At 68.8% G+C, this 16,687-nt stretch carries 12 protein-coding genes; 3 read left to right on the plus strand and 9 right to left on the minus strand.

From position 1 onward, the window contains the following. Window positions 1-33 precede the first annotated feature (33 nt). Window positions 34-1,332 (plus strand): MFS transporter, encoded by a 1,299-nt coding sequence (locus ACFFIO_RS01770; protein ID WP_378039950.1) that lies wholly within the window; start codon window positions 34-36, stop codon window positions 1,330-1,332. Here ACFFIO_RS01770 and ACFFIO_RS01775 read toward each other — a convergent pair. Next, complete coding sequence (locus tag ACFFIO_RS01775) at window positions 1,289-5,056, minus strand: AAA family ATPase (protein ID WP_378039951.1); 3,768 nt, start codon at window positions 5,054-5,056, stop codon at window positions 1,289-1,291. The two genes, ACFFIO_RS01770 and ACFFIO_RS01775, sit on opposite strands and share 44 nt — an antisense overlap. After that, complete coding sequence (wecB, locus tag ACFFIO_RS01780) at window positions 5,047-6,234, minus strand: non-hydrolyzing UDP-N-acetylglucosamine 2-epimerase (RefSeq protein ID WP_378039952.1); 1,188 nt, start codon at window positions 6,232-6,234, stop codon at window positions 5,047-5,049. The genes ACFFIO_RS01775 and wecB overlap by 10 nt, the downstream gene beginning before the upstream one ends. A gap of 223 nt (window positions 6,235-6,457) precedes the next feature. On the opposite strand from wecB, the gene ACFFIO_RS01785 reads away from it, so the two are divergent. After that, on the plus strand, window positions 6,458-7,351 hold the full coding sequence (locus tag ACFFIO_RS01785; protein WP_366218821.1) for an ABC transporter permease: 894 nt from the start codon (window positions 6,458-6,460) through the stop codon (window positions 7,349-7,351). After that, the gene (locus ACFFIO_RS01790; protein WP_366218822.1) at window positions 7,348-8,241 is read left to right on the plus strand and encodes an ABC transporter ATP-binding protein; all 894 of its coding nucleotides are present in this window, start codon (window positions 7,348-7,350) and stop codon (window positions 8,239-8,241) included. Before ACFFIO_RS01785 ends, ACFFIO_RS01790 begins: the two co-directional genes overlap by 4 nt. Window positions 8,242-8,255: 14 nt before the next feature. On the opposite strand, the gene wecC is transcribed toward ACFFIO_RS01790, so the two are convergent. The 7 genes from wecC to ACFFIO_RS01825 form a co-directional block, all read right to left on the minus strand. After that, window positions 8,256-9,500 carry a UDP-N-acetyl-D-mannosamine dehydrogenase gene (gene wecC / locus ACFFIO_RS01795; RefSeq protein WP_378039953.1) on the minus strand — a complete coding sequence of 415 codons (1,245 nt, stop codon included), beginning with the start codon at window positions 9,498-9,500 and terminating at the stop codon, window positions 8,256-8,258. 100 nt (window positions 9,501-9,600) lie between these two features. Continuing rightward, window positions 9,601-12,621: a glycosyltransferase family 4 protein gene (locus ACFFIO_RS01800; protein WP_378039955.1), complete on the minus strand. Its 3,021-nt coding sequence runs from the start codon at window positions 12,619-12,621 to the stop codon at window positions 9,601-9,603. A 3-nt stretch (window positions 12,622-12,624) separates the two neighbouring features. Further along, window positions 12,625-13,869 carry an LCP family protein gene (locus tag ACFFIO_RS01805; RefSeq protein ID WP_378039956.1) on the minus strand — a complete coding sequence of 415 codons (1,245 nt, stop codon included), beginning with the start codon at window positions 13,867-13,869 and terminating at the stop codon, window positions 12,625-12,627. Between the two features lie 81 nt (window positions 13,870-13,950). Continuing rightward, window positions 13,951-14,904, minus strand: a complete 954-nt coding sequence (gene mutM / locus ACFFIO_RS01810) for a bifunctional DNA-formamidopyrimidine glycosylase/DNA-(apurinic or apyrimidinic site) lyase (RefSeq protein ID WP_378039958.1) — start codon at window positions 14,902-14,904, stop codon at window positions 13,951-13,953. Further along, the gene (rnc, locus tag ACFFIO_RS01815; protein WP_378039959.1) at window positions 14,897-15,688 is read right to left on the minus strand and encodes a ribonuclease III; all 792 of its coding nucleotides are present in this window, start codon (window positions 15,686-15,688) and stop codon (window positions 14,897-14,899) included. Before rnc ends, mutM begins: the two co-directional genes overlap by 8 nt. 7 nt (window positions 15,689-15,695) lie before the next feature. Then, on the minus strand, window positions 15,696-15,899 hold the full coding sequence (rpmF, locus tag ACFFIO_RS01820) for a 50S ribosomal protein L32 (RefSeq protein ID WP_115930987.1): 204 nt from the start codon (window positions 15,897-15,899) through the stop codon (window positions 15,696-15,698). A 2-nt stretch (window positions 15,900-15,901) separates the two neighbouring features. Then, window positions 15,902-16,510, minus strand: coding sequence for a YceD family protein (locus tag ACFFIO_RS01825; protein WP_378039960.1), 609 nt, complete (start codon window positions 16,508-16,510; stop codon window positions 15,902-15,904). Window positions 16,511-16,687: the final 177 nt, after the last annotated feature.

The following is a 16,687-nucleotide window of genomic DNA, read 5'->3' on the forward strand; positions in this document are numbered from 1 at the left end:
GGCAGGCCGGCCGCAGGTGGCAAGATGGGGGTCATGGCGCGTACGAGGAACACGGTGGAGGATCGGATCCCCATCCCCCGGGAGATCAAGGTCCTCATCGTCGCCGCCTTCGTCATCGCCATCGGCTTCGGCATCATCGCGCCGGTCCTGCCCCAGTACGCCCAGTCGTTCAATGCCTCCGCCACGGCCGTGTCAGCCGTGGTCTCCGCATTCGGACTCACCCGGCTGCTGTTCGCCCCGTTCTCCGGGCGCCTGACGAGCCGGTTCGGGGAGACGCCGGCCTACATGGCCGGAGTGCTGATCGTCTCGCTGTCGATGTTTCTCGTCGCGTTCTCGCAGGACTATTGGCAGCTGTTGGTCTTCCGTGCGCTCGGCGGCATCGGCTCCACCCTGTTCACGGTGTCCGCGATGGCGTTCCTGGCCCGGAAGGCGCCCCCGAGTATCCGCGGCCGGGTCTCCGGGGCCTACGCCTCGGCGTTCCTGATCGGCAATATCGCCGGCCCGGTGGTCGGCTCGGTGCTGGCGGTCTTCGGTTACCGGGTGCCCTTCCTGATCTACGGCACGGCACTGGTCGTCGCCGCCGGACTGGTGTTCTTCCTGCTGCGTGACTCCCGGCTCGCTGACCGTGGCAAGCCGGACACCCGGCCGGACATGAAGCTGGCCGAGGCCTGGGAGCGCCCTGCCTTCCGCGCCGCGCTGACCTCCTTCTTCGCCAATGGCTGGGCGACCTTCGGCGTGCGCAACTCCCTGACGCCGTTGCTGGCCGCCACCGCCTTCACGGGCACGGGGTTCTGGCTCGACGGACCGCAGATCGCCGGTGCCGCCCTGTCCCTCTTCGCGGTCGGCAACATCGCCGCGGTCACGTTCTCCTCACGGTTGTCCGACGTTCACGGCCGCAAGCCCCTGATCATCATCGGTCTCCTGGTGGCCGCCGCAGGCACCGCCGTGATCGGCTGGATGGACAACCCGTGGCTGTTCCTGGCCCTGTGCGTGGTGGCCGGAGCCGGCACGGGAACGCTCAATGCGCCACAGCAGGCCGCCGTGGCGGACATCGTGGGCCAGGAGCGCAAGGCCGGCCCCGTGATGTCCACCGCGCAGATGGCCTCCGATCTCGGGGCGATCTCCGGTCCGCTGATTGCCGGGCTGGTGGTGGACACGTCCGGGTTCGGCTGGGCCTTCCTGCTCAGCGGCGGCATCCTGGCCGTGGGCGCCATCTCCTGGACCTTCGCCCCGGAGACCAATCTGCCGGTGGCGCCGGGTGGCCCCCGGACGGGCGCCCTGCCGAAGGTCAGTCCGCCGGGGCGGGCCGCAACGCCTCCAGACGCTGGCTGATGACGGTGCTGACGCCGTCCCCGCGCATGGAGACGCCGTAGAGCGCGTCCGCGACCTCCATGGTGCGCTTCTGGTGGGTGATGATGATCAGCTGACTGTCCTGCTGCAGCTCCCGGAAGATCTCCAGCAGGCGCCCGAGGTTGGTGTCGTCCAAGGCGGCCTCCACCTCGTCCATCACGTAGAACGGGCTGGGCCGGGCCTTGAAGATCGCGACGAGCATGGCGACGGCGGCCAGTGAGCGTTCACCGCCGGACAGCAGGGACAGCCTCTTCACCTTCTTGCCCGCCGGCCTGGCCTCCACCTCGACGCCGGACTCGAGCAGGTTGTCCGGATCCGTCAGGAACAGCCGCCCCTCACCGCCCGGGAACAGCGTGGCGAAGACGTGCTGGAACTGGGCGGCGGTGTCCTCGAACGCCGCGGAGAACACGCGCAGCACCGTGTCATCCACGTCCTGGATGATCTTCAGCAGGTCCCGTCGGCTGGAGTCCAGGTCCTCGAGCTGACCGGACAGGAAGCGGTGCCGTTCCTCCACGGCGGCATACTCCTCCAGCGCCAGCGGGTTGACCCGGCCCAGCGCGGACAGTTCACGCTCGGCCCGGCGCAGCCGCTTCTGCTGTTCGGCGCGGTCGAACGGCACCGTCTCGGGCTCGGCGCCGGTCTCGGTGGGGGTCTCGGCCTCGGAGTCGGCCTCGGTCCGCTCCGCGGGTGGTGCCAGCGGGACCGGCAGGTGCGGGCCGAAGTGCTCGATCAGGTAGTCCACGGTCATGCCGAGGTCATCGAGGGACTTGTCCCGCAATTGGTCCAACTTGAGCTGCTGTTCCTGCCGGGCCATCCTGGCCGCGTGCAGCCGGTCCTTGGCCTGTGCCACCACCGAGCGGTGGTGGTCAGCGGTGCGCTGGAGCTGTTGACGCCGCGCCGCGAGTTCCTCGCCGCGGCGGTCCAGTTCCGTGCGGTCCCGATCGGCGCGGGCCACGGCGTCCTGCACACGTTCCAGGGCCTGTGCCAGCGCCTGCGAGACCGCCGAGATCCGGGTCATCCAGGCCCGTCGCTTCTGCTCGGACCGCTCCCGCTCCTGGTGGGCCAGGGTGGCCGCTGAGACCTGGCGGCGCGCCTGATCGGCCCGCACGACGAGCTGGGACCGGCTGGACTCGGCGGCCCTCAGGGCCAACCTGGCCTCGGTCTCCCGGTGCCGGGCGAGGCCAGCCTGCTCCTCCGCCCTGTCCCGCGCCTCCGGGTCGGGATGGGCCGCCGTGTCTTCAGTCGACGCGTCCGTGGTCGATTCTTCCGCACTGTTCGGATCCGCTGCGGCGGTCTCGGCCCGCCGCGCTTCCTCCTCGGCCTGTCCGACGCCGGCCGTCGCCTCCGTGAGTCGGTCCCGCAGGGCCGTGAGCTCGGCACGCTGGCGTTCCACACCGTCGTCGGCATGGGCCAGCTGCTGGTTGAGCCGGGCCAGCTCCTCGGTGACCGCCGTGAAGCGGGCATCCGAGGCGTCGAGGGCCTCGAGTGCGGCGGTCTCGGCGGCGTTGGCCTCCTCGACCTCCCGGGCCAGCCCGGAGCGCTGGAACCGGAGCCGTTCGACCTCATGGGTGGCCTGCTCCGCCTCACCGGCCGCCTGGTCCGCCGCGGCCTGGCGCTCCAGCCGACTGCCGGATCCGGCCCCGCGGCCATCCGCCCATCCCGGGCCCACCACGTGCCCATCCCGGGTGGCCAGGCGGACCGGCACACCCCGGTAGAGCGCCGGAAGCAGTCCGCCGTCCAGGAGCGCGGTGGCCGTGGCCAGGTCCTCCACGAGCACCGTCCCGGCCAGCAGGGACCGCACGGTGTCCGCGATCGAGTGTTCTGCGCTGGAGTGACCGGCGCCCGACGGTTCCGCGGTGCCGCCGGCGGTCCCGGTCTCCCCCTCGGGAAGCCGGACCACGGACCCCGCGTCCGTCGCCCCCTCGGGGAGATCCTCCCCCGGTGCGGCGAGGCCGAGACCGGCTGCGCCAGGGACGGTCATGGCTGTTCCCTCCGGGCCGGGCGCCCAGGGGAACAGCAGGCGCGCGTCTGCTGCGCCGGCGTCGGCCAGCCGACCCGCCGCCTCGACGGCCGGGGCGAGGCCGTCGAGGACGAGCTGTTCCGCAGGTCCGCCGAGGGCGGCGGCGATGGCGGCCTCCCAGCCGCCCTCCACGGTCAGGACCTCGGCGAGTGCGGTGGGGGCCAGGTCCCCGAGAGCCGTGACGGCGGCGCCGGCCTCCGGTTGGAGGGCCTCGGCCAAGGCGTCCCGACGGGCCAGGGCGGCGCCGTGGGCCGATTCGGCGGCGGCGAGCGCCTCGTCGAGCCGGGTCAGGCGTTCGCGCAGCCGATCGGCGGTCTCGGCGGTGGCCTCGTAGGTCGCGTCGAGTTCCTCCTCGGAATCAAGCGAGCCGGCCAGGCGGTTCTGGTGGTCCGCCAGTTCGGCGCGCAAAGACTGCGCGGTCCGCTCACTGTCCGACAGCCGGGACGTGGCCTTCTCCCACTGCGCCCGGAGGGACTGCTCGGTCGCCTTGGCGGCCTCGATGCGACCCGCCGCGACGGCGGCCGCTTGGCGCCGGTCCGCGGCCTGTTGCAGGAGACGCGTGTAGGTGTCCGATGCCGCCCGGGCCGCGGCTTCGGCACGTTGCCGCTCTATGGAGGCCCGCTCGAGCTCTGACTGGGCCGTCGCCACGGCGGTCTCGGCCTCGGCTGCCTCGGTCCCGGCCCGGTCGGCGAGGTCCCGTGCCGTGTCCGGGTCCGGGCCCGACGGCGCCGGGACGGGCTGACTGCGAGAGCGTTCCCGCTCGGCGGCCACGGCACCCAGGGAACGGTACCGTTCGGCCAGGGTCGAGAGCCGGTACCAGTGGTCACGGGCGGCCGCGGAGGCCTGCCCGGCCGTGGCGACGTCCGTGGCCAGCTCGGCTGCGGCCTCCTCGGCCCGGGCGACCTCGGCCTCGGCGGTGGCGACAGCCTGTTCGAGCTCCTGGTCTCCGGCGCCCAGCTGCTCCAGGGCCGCCTGCTGCCGGAACAGGTCGTCCGCAAGCAGGCGGGACCGGGCATCACGGACGTCGAACTGGATCCGCTGCGCCTTGCGGGCGGTCTTGGCCTGCTTGGACAACGGCCCCAGCTGACGGCGCACCTCCTCGGAGAGGTCACGGACACGGTCCAGGTTCGTGCGCATCGACTCGAGCTTGCGCACGCTGCGCTCCTTGCGCCGGCGGTGTTTGAGCACCCCCGAGGCCTCCTCGATGAAGCCGCGGCGTTCCTCCGGACTGGCCTGCAGGATCCGGTCCAGCTGGCCCTGGCCCACGATCACGTGCATCTCCCGGCCGAGACCGGAGTCGGATAACAGCTCCTGGATGTCGAGCAGTCGGCAGGAACTGCCGTTGATGGCGTACTCGGATCCCCCGCTGCGGAACAGCGTGCGGGAGATGGTGACCTCCGAGTACTCGATCGGCAGGGCGCCGTCAGCGTTGTCGATGGTCAGGGACACCTGGGCGCGGCCCAGCGGGGCGCGCCCAGAGGTGCCGGCGAAGATGACGTCCTCCATCTTCCCGCCGCGCAGGTTCTTCGCACCCTGCTCCCCCATCACCCAGGAGAGCGCGTCCACCACGTTGGACTTGCCCGAGCCGTTGGGGCCCACCACGGCGGTCACACCGGGTTCGAAGTGGAAGGTGGTGGCCGAGGCGAAGGACTTGAAGCCGCGGACCGTCAACGTCTTCAGGTACATGGGCTGGTGCCGGGCCCTTCCCCCAGACCATCCCGGAACTGCGGCAGCCGCGTGCCCACGCCGAGGAGTTCTGCCACGGCCGAGACCGTGCGGGCCGCTGCTTGTCCGTCCCCGTAGGGATTGACCGCCTGGGCCATGGCATCGTAGGCATTCTGGTCCCGCAGCAGGGTGGTGACCTCCCTGTAGATTCGTTCCTCGTCGGTTCCGATCAACCGCACGGTCCCCGCCGTGACCGCTTCCGGCCGCTCCGTGTTCTCCCGCATCACCAGGACGGGCTTTCCGAGACCGGGGGCCTCCTCCTGGACCCCGCCCGAATCCGTGAGGACCACGGTGGACAGAGCGAGCAGGTGTGTGAACTCCCCGTAAGCCAGAGGCTCCGTGACCAACACGTTCACCAGCCCCTCCAGTGCGGGCAGAACGGCCTCCCGCACGACGGGGTTCTTGTGCACGGGCAGGACCACGTCCAGCTGGGGATTCTCCCGCGCCAGCCGTGCCACCGCCCGCCCGACGCCGCGCATGGCCTCACCCTGGTTCTCCCGGCGGTGGGTTGTCACGACCAGCAGCCGCCGACCGTCCGCCACGGATTGCGTCAGGGCCTGCAGCCGATTGTCGGAGAACGGCACCCGCAGGCCCACGACCTCCAGCAGGGCATCGATGACGGTGTTGCCCGTGACATACACCGTCTCCGCGGCCACGCTCTCTCGCAGCAAATTGTCCCTCGCCACGCTGGTGGGCGCCAGGTGCAGGGAGCTGACCTGGGAGGTGATCTTGCGATTGGCTTCTTCTGGGAAAGGGGAATGAAGGTCGAAGCTGCGCAGCCCGGCCTCCACGTGCGCCACCGGGATGCCGCAGTTGAAGGATGCCAACGCCGCTGCCGTCGAGGTGGTCGTGTCCCCCTGAACGATGACGGCGTCCGGCTGGACTCGTTCCAGCACGGAGTCCAGCCCGTCCACCGTTCGAGCCAGCACCATGTTGAGCGTCTGCCTGGACTGGATGATGTTCAGATCGTGGTCCGGAACGATCCCGAAGAGTTCATTGACCTGGTCCAGCATCTCCCGGTGTTGGCCCGTCACGGTGACCAGGCACTCGAAGCGATCGTCTGCCTGCAGGGCTTGGACGATGGGCGCCATCTTGATCGCCTCCGGTCTGGTCCCGAAGATGGGCATGACCTTTTTCATTGGATCCTCACTTCGGCGGGTTGAACGCACAGGAAATCATGTCAGCGCCATACTATGAGGTGCAGTTCGCGCCTCCGTGGCGGCCTGCCGCCGGGTACGCAAGGCTCTCGTCGGATCACAGGCTTCGGGTATCATGGATCGGTCACCGCACAGGTCCGATTCCGGTCCGGCGGCTACAGCGCGGCGACCGCCGCGTCATGTCCTGAGTCGAAAGGCACCATTCATGTCCGTGCAGGACTCCGATTCGGCGCCCGCTGGGACCGATTCCGATGTCGTCCTCATCGACAAGCGCCCCTTCGTCCGCGTTGGTGCCCGCCCCAATATCTTCCGGTACATCGGCCAGATGTGGAGTTACCGGCACTTCATTCTCTTCGATGCCCGGGCCCGCGTGGCCGGCTCGGCCGCCAACGACGCTTTGGGCCGGCTGTGGATGCTGCTCAACCCGATCCTGAACGGCGCGACCTATTTCCTCGTCTTCGGTGTCCTTTTGGGCACCGGCCGTGGCATCGAGAACTTCCTGGGCTACCTCATCATCGGGGTGTTCATGTTCAGGTACACCACCTCGTCCGTCACCGCCGGTTCGAAGGCCATCGTGGGCAACCGCCCGGTCATCCGTGCCTTCAGTTTCCCCCGGGCCACCCTGGCCGTCGCCACCAACGTCCGTGAGCTGATCAGCAATATCCCGACGTTCCTGATGATGTTCGTCCTGGTTCTGGCCATCCCGCCGTCAGAGCCGATCACCTGGGCCTGGTTGCTCTTTGTGCCGGCCCTGGCCCTGAACTTCATCATGAACCTAGGCCTCGGCCTGTTCCTGGCACGGCTCGTGGCTCGCTGGAACGACGTGACCCACCTCATCGCCTTCGGCACGAGGGCCTGGCTGTATCTGTCGTGCGTGTTCTTCAGCGCTGATCGATTCGCGGGCAATGAGCCCCTCACCGCTCTCATGAACGCGAACCCCATGTTCTGCGTCCTCGACATCGTCCGGGACATCCTGCTCTACGGTGGAATGGGCGATCCGGCACGGTGGCTCGTGCTGGGGGCCTGGGCCCTGGGCGCACTGGTGATCGGCGGTCTCGTATTCTGGCAGGCAGAGGAATCTTATGGGCGTGAGCAATGAGTGAAACTCCAGACACCACCACAGCGCAGGAGACTGCCGCCACGTCCGCAGGAGCCCCGGTCATCCTGAGAGATCCACTCGTGGTCATCGACCGCGCCGGGCTGACCTATACCGTCCGGACGCGGCCGCCCAGCGACGAGTCGACGGGCATGAGGTGGACCGGGCGCGTGCAGCGCATGAGGACCACCAGCGTTGAGGCCTTGAAGCCCCTGTCCCTGGTAGTCCGCCAGGGTGAGTCCGTGGGCATCGTCGGGACCAATGGCTCCGGCAAGTCCTCCCTGATGAACCTCATCACCGGCCGGCTGCGCCCCACGACTGGCATCATCCACGCCACGTCCACGCCCATCATGCTGGGCGTGAACGCAGCCCTCGTCAGGACCGTCTCCGGTGATGACAACATCACCCTGGGATGCCTGGCCATGGGGATGACGCCGGCACAGGTCGAAGCCAAGCGGCCGTCCATCGTCGAGCTCTGTGGCCTGAAGGGCAAGCTCCACCTCCCGCTGAAGTCCTATTCCTCCGGCATGGCCTCCCGGCTGCAATTCGCCATCGCCACCAGCATCGACCCGGAGATCCTCATCATCGACGAGGCGCTCAACACCGGCGATGCGCAGTTCCGGAGCCGCACCCAGGCCCGCATCGACGAGTTGCGTCAGCAGGCCGGCTGCGTCTTCCTGGTGAGCCACTCTCTCGGCACCATCAAGAATATGTGCACCCGAGTGATCTGGATCGAGCAGGGTGAGCTCATCATGGACGGAGAACCGGACACGGTGACGGCCCACTACCGCAAGTACACAAAGCTCAAGTCCGAGAAGAACTACAAAAAGGCTGCCGCGCACCGGCGGTCCCTGCAGGCCAGCCTGGCACCGCTGACCATCGCCTGGCGCTGAGCCGCCTCAGCCGCTCAGCGCCACTGACCTCGGGTGTCCACCACTCGGAGCCCTGCGACCTCGCTCCGCAGTCCGCTGAAGGTCCGGTGGTCCACCAGCAGCACGACGATGTCCGCCTGCTCGATGGCCTCGGCGGCGGTGACCAGGTCGATGTTCGCCCGGTCCGCGAGCTCGGCCGGCAGCACATCCACATGGGGTTCGACCGCCAGGATGCGGCTGTCCGGGAATTCTTCGGCCATCCGACGGGTGATGGTGACGGCGGGCGATTCCCTGAGGTCGTCGATGTTCGGTTTGAAGGCCAGGCCCAGTGCGGCGATCACCGGGGACCGTCCCGTTTCCCGCTGGACGTCATAGGACTCGGCCTTGACCTGGCGGACCACCCATTCCGGCTTGGCGTCGTTGATCTCGCGGGCGGCCCGGATCATGCGCGCGGACTGCGGAGCCGCCGAGACGATGAACCAGGGGTCAACGGCGATGCAGTGCCCACCGACGCCCGGACCGGGTTGCAGGATGTTGACCCGGGGGTGGTGATTGGCGAGCTCGATGAGCTCCCAGACGTCGATGCCGAGCTCGGTGCAGATCATGGACAGCTCATTGGCGAAGGCGATATTCACATCGCGGAAGGAATTCTCCACGAGTTTGGCGAGCTCGGCGGTGCGCGAGTCGGTCAGGAGGAACTCGCCCTCGCAGAAGCGCTGGTACAGGCGCTGCGCAGCAGTGGCGGCCTCGGGAGTGGAGCCGCCGATGATCCGGTCGTTGGTGACCAGCTCGCGCATGATCTTCCCTGGCAGCACGCGCTCGGGGCAGTGGGCGAACATCAGGGTCCCCGTTGCGGCCAGATCCGGCCGCTCCCCGTGGATGACCTCGGCCACCCGCTCCGTGGTGCCGGGAGGAGAGGTGGACTCCAGGATGACCAGCTCGGTCCCTTCGAGGCGTGGCGCGATGCTGCGTGCCGCCGCCTCGATGTAGCTCAGGTCAGCCCGGTGATCATCGGCGAAGGGGGTCGGCACCGCGATGATGAACGCTTCCGCGGCGGCGACCTCTGTGGACGCTGAGAGCGTCCCCCGGGACACCGCCCCGGCCACCACGTCGCCCAACTCTGGTTCCACGAACGGGACGCGACCTGCGTTCACCGCCTCGACGGTCCCCTGGTTGACGTCCACCCCGTGGACCCGGATACCGCTGCGGGCCAGCACGGCGGCCGTCGGAAGTCCGATGTAGCCCAAGCCGATCACGGCAACGGTGGAGATCTCAGTCATGAATCGATGGTCCCTTCGAAGTGGTTGCACACGGCCGTGACCGCGGCAGGAGAGTCGGCTGCCCGCTGATCAGTGGGAATGGTGCCTGATCGAGCATAGTTCAGGCCCGGTCCGCCGGGCCGGGTGCCGAGCTCGCCGGATGCGCCGAACTGTGCAGCAGCGAGCGGTACAGCTGCGTATAGCGGCGGCCATTGGCTTGCCAGGTGCGCTCACCCAGCGCCCAGTTCCGACCGGCACGGCCCATCGTCCGGGCCAACTCCGGATCCTCCAAGAGTTGGCGCAGGGCCGCGGCCAGCGCGGCCGGGTCCTCGGCCGGGACGAGCATTCCGGTGCGTCCGTCCTGGACCAGCTCAGCCAGGGCCGGCAAGTCCGATGCCACCACCGGGCGGGCCGAGGCCGAGGCCTCGACCGATTTCATCGGCGTGACGGCTCGGGTCACCTCGATGTCCCGGCGCGGGACCACGAACACGTCCAAGGCCTGGTGATAGGTGGGCGCCAGGCTCCGGTCGACGCGCCCGGTGGCGATGACACGGTCCTTGATCCCGAGCACATCGGCTAGGTCCAGCACTCCCGGCAGGGCCGTGCCGTCCCCGACCAGCAACAGGCGCAGTCGGGGGCGAGACGGTGCCAGGGCGGCGACCGCCCGGACCAGGACATCGAGACCCTCATAGGGAACGATGGAACTGACCGAGCCGACGTATTCCAGGTCCGATTCGAGTCCCAGCCGAGACCTCGCCTCGGTGCGACTCATCGGATCGGCGAGGAATGAGCCTCCGATGGCGTTCGGGGACAGAACGATCCCGTCCGCTGCCACGCCTTGTGCCACCAGGTTCTCACGCATCCCCCGCCCCAGGGTGACGACGGCGTCGGCCGCGCGCGCGGTCTCGGACTCGCGTGCGGTGAAGGCCCGGTAATACTCGGAGCCCCCAGACTCAGGGCCACGCGTGGAGGCCCAGCTGTCAGCCCGCTGGCCCCGCACCTCGTAGACCCACGGAATGCCGACGGCCTCCGCCACGGCGCGCACCACGAGGCCGTTGGTGAAGTCCGTGGTCGTGTGCAGCAGCTCAGGCCGCAGTCGAAGCACCAGACGGAGCAACAGCTCGGCATGCTGTTGGAGGCGTTGATCCAGCCCGGAGGCCGGGCGTGACGGCAGCAGGCGATGGTAGTCGATGCCCTCCACCGTGTCCTGGACGGCAGCGTGCACCACGCCCACCTGGACAGGCCATCCCAGCCGGGTCACGGCGGCGACGTCCCACCCTTCATCTCGCAAGGACATCAAGATGGAGTGGCTGCGCTGGGCGTACCCGGCACCGGTGTGCGGAAGAGAGTTGTCCAGGACGTGCAGGACCGAGCGTTCGTGCGGGACGTATCCCGGCACCGGGTCCAGCCGGGGCCGGGTCGTGGTGATGCGGTTGCGTTCCGATACGAACCGGGCGCGCTGCCGGCTTCCCCGGCCAGCGCGAGGCAGGACTCCGATCGCCTCGCTCAGGTGTCCCTCATGCCAGGCCAGACGCGCCGTCACGGAGCGGTGCCCGGCTGATCCGGGCCGTGCCCGGTCCAGGATCTCACGTGCAGCAGGAACGTCGCCCGTGCCGATCAGCGTGTCCGCATAGCGCAGCAGTATGCCGTTTCCCTCGCCCCGCTCCGCCGCCGCAGCGGCCCGACTCCTGAGTTCCTCGTCCCGGCCCGCTGCCGCTAGACCGAGAGCACCCACCACTTGGAGCGGCCCACTGTCCAGGCGGGCGGCCGCACCGGCCACGGCACGGCGCACAGCCGGCGGAAGCCTGCGGGTGATCTGCAGTGCCATCACCGCGGGATCATCGCGTACATGCTCCCACACGGTAACCCAGGTCAGGGACAGGTTGGCGACGAGTTGCCGAGCCCGGCCCCGGTCAGGTGCCCCTGATTCCCAGCGCGCACCGGCCACCTCGGCGGCCAGATCGACGAAGCGTTGGCCCAGTACCGGCAGGTTCGCCCGGTCTGTCACCCAGTCGCGCCCCCGCCCGTCCGTGGTGGTCGACGCGGGGTCGCGGGCCAGCCGCGTCCACAGCGCGGCCAGGGCCTCCGCATCGTGATCGACCAGGTCCGCGGCTCCGGAGTCGCTCAGTATCTGTGCTGCTTCACCGGTGACCACTCCGGTGATGTGCTTGCCGACCGCGAGCAGTTCGTAGGTCTTGGACGGAACGGTCCAGGCGAAACTGGGCCAGTCCGGGCGCAGTGTGACCAAGCAGGTGTCCGCCCAGTCGTACTGAGACCGCAGTCCGGGGCCGTGCACGGAGTCCAGCATCTCCACAGGACGCCCCAGAGATTCGTTCAGGGCCCACAGCTCATCCTTACGGGTGCCCGATCCCACGAGGCGGACGGTGATCCTCTCCGTCCCGTTCTGCAGAAGAGCGGCTGCCCGGATGGTCGTCTCCAGCCCCTGGCTTTCCCCATGGTTGCCCACGTACAGGACGTGCAGTTCTCGTGGTGGCCGATGCCGCACCGCAGCCGGCTCGATCTCGTCCAGGGGTACCCCGTTGCTGACCACCGCCACCGGGCCGATGCCACGCTGTGCCAATCGCTCGGCAAATCCCTCGGTCACCGTTACCACCAGGTCGGCTGACCGCTGCGTACCGGTGACCAGTCGATCCATCAGGCGACTGAGCAGTCCGATGGACACCTCGGCTTCGCGGGCCAGATCGGGCCAGGCATCGCGCATCTCCACGATCAAAGGCACCCGTCGGCACCGGGATAGGACCCAGCCGGCGACGACGGTCGGCAGGGCCGGCACCGTGACCACCAGAACGTCCGGCCGCTCCACCAGGAATGTCCGTGGAATGGCAACGACGGCATGGACGATGGACCCCAGGAAGCGACCTTCGCGGGTGGCCCCCAGCAACGCTATCCGCAGCGTGTGCACGACGCGCTCTCCCCATGGGCCGACGCCGACGTCCGCACGGTCCATGAGCCGCCCCCCGTGGTACGCATCCGCGCCGGGGATATGGGCGGGGTCCCCGGGAGGAGCCACGATGTCCACATCCCATCCGCGGCGGCGGAAAGCCTCCGCGAAGGCGGTCCACCGTCGCTGGGGCGGGGTGCGTTCCGGAAGGTAGGAGTGCGTGATCAGCTGGATACGCACGGCTCAGGTCCCCGCGCAGGGCTGCGCCCGCGCTGCGGGGGCCGCCGTCGGACTCACCGGTGCCGAGCTGGAGGCGGCATCCGAGGCGGCTTCGGATGCCGCGTCTGAGGACGGGCCCTGATCACTCGCGCCCGGAGCGGACGCAGACTCCGACTCCGTCCCGGACGAGGCGGCCGCCGAGGCATCTGCCGAGGCTGACGCGGGCGACGACTCGGCGCCGTCCTGATCCTCCGACAGGTACTCGTCCAGCTGATCTGACTGAAGAGCCTGGGACAATTCAGCGGTGGCCATCTCGTCCTGGAGGACGATCGAGGCTCCACCGGGACCCTCGGCCGGATCGCCGTGGGGAATCGTGAAGGTCTCGATGTCGTCGGTGCGGATGCCGTTGAGCTGGAGGCCGTAGCCGGCGATCGTCGCCGCGTCCAACCCGTCGTCCACCGTGATGAAGGGCACGATGCTGTTGACGACGCCCATTAACTTCTGGGGGTTGGCCAGCGTGTCCACCGTGAGGATCTGGTCCACCATCGCCGAGACGAAGCGCTGCTGGTTGGCTACCCGCTCGAAGTCACCACCCAGGAAGGCTTTGCGCTCCCGGACATAGCGCAGGGCGTCGGAGCCCTCCAGCAGAATCTCGCCCTGGGCGAAGAAGGACGGATTGACCTGTCCCGAGGAGAAGGACTGCGGGTTGCAGACCCGGACACCGCCGAGCGCGCTGGTCAGCCCGTTGAAACCCTCGAAGTCGATCACGGCCAGGTGATCGATGTTCACGCCCAGCAGGTTCTCCACCGTCGAGGTCACCAGCGGGTAGCCGCCGAGTCCGAGCGCGGCATTGATCTTGCGTTCGCCGTGGCCGGGTATCTCCACCCACAGGTCACGCACGATCGACATGACGTAGACGTTTTGCCGGTCCTCGGGGATGTGCACGAGCATGAGGGTGTCCGAGCGTTCGCCCTCCTCGCCCTTGTTCTCGGCGGTGTCCATGCCCTCACCGCGGGAGTCCGATCCCATGACCAGCACGTTCAGGGCGCCGTCTGTGGTGGCCTCCGAGGTGGCGATGCCGGCGTCCACCGTCTGGCGCTGATCGTTGAAGGCCGAGGCGATGGAGCCCACATAGACTCCGACGGACACGAGGACGACCACCAGCAGTGCGGCAACCACGATGAAGGCGTTGCGGACGGTATGGCGCCGCCGCCGTGCCCGACCGCTTGAGCGGCGCGGCAAATAGTCGTTGTTCTCAGTGTGAGACAAAAGGGGTTCCCATCGACACGTCACAGTTCCACATCATCTTAGACCGCAACCGGGCTGCGGCTGATCCTGCCGTCCCGGACGCTACCAGCGGGCGCGGCGCGGAACGGGCTGGCATCGCGGGCAGTAGGCCGAGGACCGGTTCATGAACCGGTCCTTGACGATCAGGCTCTGATGCCCCTCGCCAGCACATCGCGCGCAGGGCCGGCCGGCCTGGCCGTAGACATTGAGCGAACGGTCGAAGTACCCGGACTCCCCGTTGACATTGACGTACAGCGCGTCGAAGCTGGTGCCGCCCTGGACCAGGGCCTCCTCCATTACGGCGCGTACCGCGTCCAGCAGCCGCGCCGATTCGCCGCGGTTCAACGTCTCGGTAGGGCGGGCATAGTGCAGACGCGCCTGCCACAGGGCCTCATCCGCATAGATGTTACCGATACCGGAGATGAGGCCCTGGTCCAGCAGCGCTCGCTTGAGGCCTGTCCTGCGGCGGCGGAACCGCTGATATACGGCGTCCGGATCGAAGTGAGGGTCCAGGGGGTCGCGGGCGATATGGGTCACCGAGGCGGGCACCAGCTGGTCCGGACGGTCCGACGCCGGCTCCAGGACATCGATGAACAGCCCGCCGAAGATACGCTGGTCTGCGAAGCGCAGTTCCAGCGCGGCCTCGCGGTCCTCGCCTTCACGCTCACCCTCGCCCAAGCCCTCGCCCTCCCCCTCGAGCAGGATCCGGATGCGCAGGTGTCTCGGGTCCGGATCACCCGGAGCGTTCACGAGTAGCTGACCGCTCATGCCCAGATGTGCCACAAGCGCTCGATCAGGCGGCGAACCGGCGGCCGCCAGCGGAACCCACAGGTATTTGCCGCGCCGTTCGGGTGCCGCCAGCCGCAGTCCGGTCAGCTGGGATTCGAAGGCGACCGCGCCGCCGTCGTGCCGGCGGGTGGAGCGCGGCTCCACCACCTCGACACCGGAGACCGAACGTCCGGCCGCCCAGGTCGCGAGCCCCCGGCGGACGACCTCCACCTCGGGCAGTTCAGGCACCGGCGACTGCCTCGGTACCTGCGGCGGCCGCCTGGGCAGCAGCCGAGATCCGGTCCCAGGAATGGGCCGCGGCCTGGCGTTCGGCCTCCTTCTTGGAGGGCCCGGTGCCGGTGGCGTAGGGCGTGCCACCCACCACCAGGGTGGCGGTGAACACTTTGTCATGGTCCGGGCCGGCGGATTCCATCCGGTACTCGATGGGACCGAGGCCACCGTTCGCAGCGGCCTCCTGGATATAGGTCTTCCAATCGGTCCCGGCACCCATAGCGCGCTTGTCCGCGAGCAGCGGGATGACCAGCCGGTGGACGAGGTCATGGGCGGCGGGCAGCCCCTGGTCCATGTAGGTGGCGCCGATGAGCGCTTCCATGGTGTCGGCCAGGATGGAGTCCTTGTCCGCACCGCGGGTTCGCCGTTCGCCCTCTCCGAGCAGCACGGCTGGACCGACGCCGATGGTGCGGGCCACGGAGGCGAGGGCACGGGTGGAGACGACGGCGGCGCGCATCTTCGCGAGATCGCCCTCGGCGAGATCCGGGTAGGTGCGGTAGAGGTGGTCAGTCACCACGAAACCGAGCACCGAGTCGCCGAGGAACTCGAGGCGCTCGTTGGTCGGCAACCCGCCCTGCTCATAGGAGTATGAGCGGTGCGTCAGGGCGAGCACAAGCGTCTCGGGGCCGATGACGACCCCGAGACGCTTGAGCAGGTCTTCAGTTATCGGCCGGTCCAGCTGGACCGGCCGGCGCCGCCCGGACTGCTGTCCGGACGCCTGTACCGACTTCCGTGGCGCCATGGGCACCTCAGGCGTCGGCGACCTTGCGGCCCTTGTATTCCATGAACAACGGCGTACCGGCGGAATCGGTCACGACCTGGGCCTGGTGCGGCAGGCGGTAGGTGACGCGGCCGTTTTCCACGGACTTCACCAGCGGGGGCACGGTGGCCTTCCACTGGGAGCGGCGGGCACGGGTGTTGGAACGGGACATCTTCCGCTTCGGAACTGCCACGGCTATCTCTCTTCTGTCTCGTCGGATGAGGTCTTCGTCTCCGGCCCGGCAGTGCCGGACTCGGAGGTCTTCGTCAGTTCGGCCAAGGCCGCCCAGCGCGGATCCAGCTGTTCATGGACGTGGTCGTCCGGTGCGTCCTCCAGTCGGATGCCGCACTCGGAGCACAGACCCAGACATCCCGGCCGGCAGACCGGCTGGAAGGGCAAGGCCGTGACCACGGCGTCCCGAAGGACTGGCTCCAGATCCACCGTCTCGTACACCACCAGGCGCTCTTCGTCACTCCCACCCTCCGGGGCGGACGCGTGGAACAGCTCCTGCAGGTCAACGGTGATCCCGTCCTGGATCGGGTCCAGGCAACGACTGCACTCTCCCACCAGTTCGGCGTGAGCCTCACCGGTGATCAGGATGCCTTCGTGGACCGACTCCAGACGCAGGTCGACGTCCACGGCTGAACCAGCCGGGATGCCGATGAGCGGAGTGGACAGTGCCTCGGGGGCTGGCCACTGCTCCTCCAGGGTCCTCATGGACCCCGGGCTGCGCACCAGGTCCTTGACGGAGATCACCCAGGCACCGGCCGTTTCCGCAGCGGAGGGTGACGATGACGCGGACATCAGCATTCCTTCCGAATCGGTGGCGGTGCGGATTCCTCGAGCGGCGTGAGCCACGCTCCGACATCCGGGCAGGGTAGATCCCTTAAGGACCGACTCACCAGTGTAACCCGCGATCCCGGCGAGTCCAAACCCGCGAGTTGACTCAGGCTGAATGCCCGCGCGGGGCGGTTCATTGCC

The organism is Citricoccus parietis, assembly GCF_042433045.1.
In the GTDB taxonomy this organism is placed as follows: Bacteria; Actinomycetota; Actinomycetes; order Actinomycetales; family Micrococcaceae; genus Citricoccus; species Citricoccus parietis.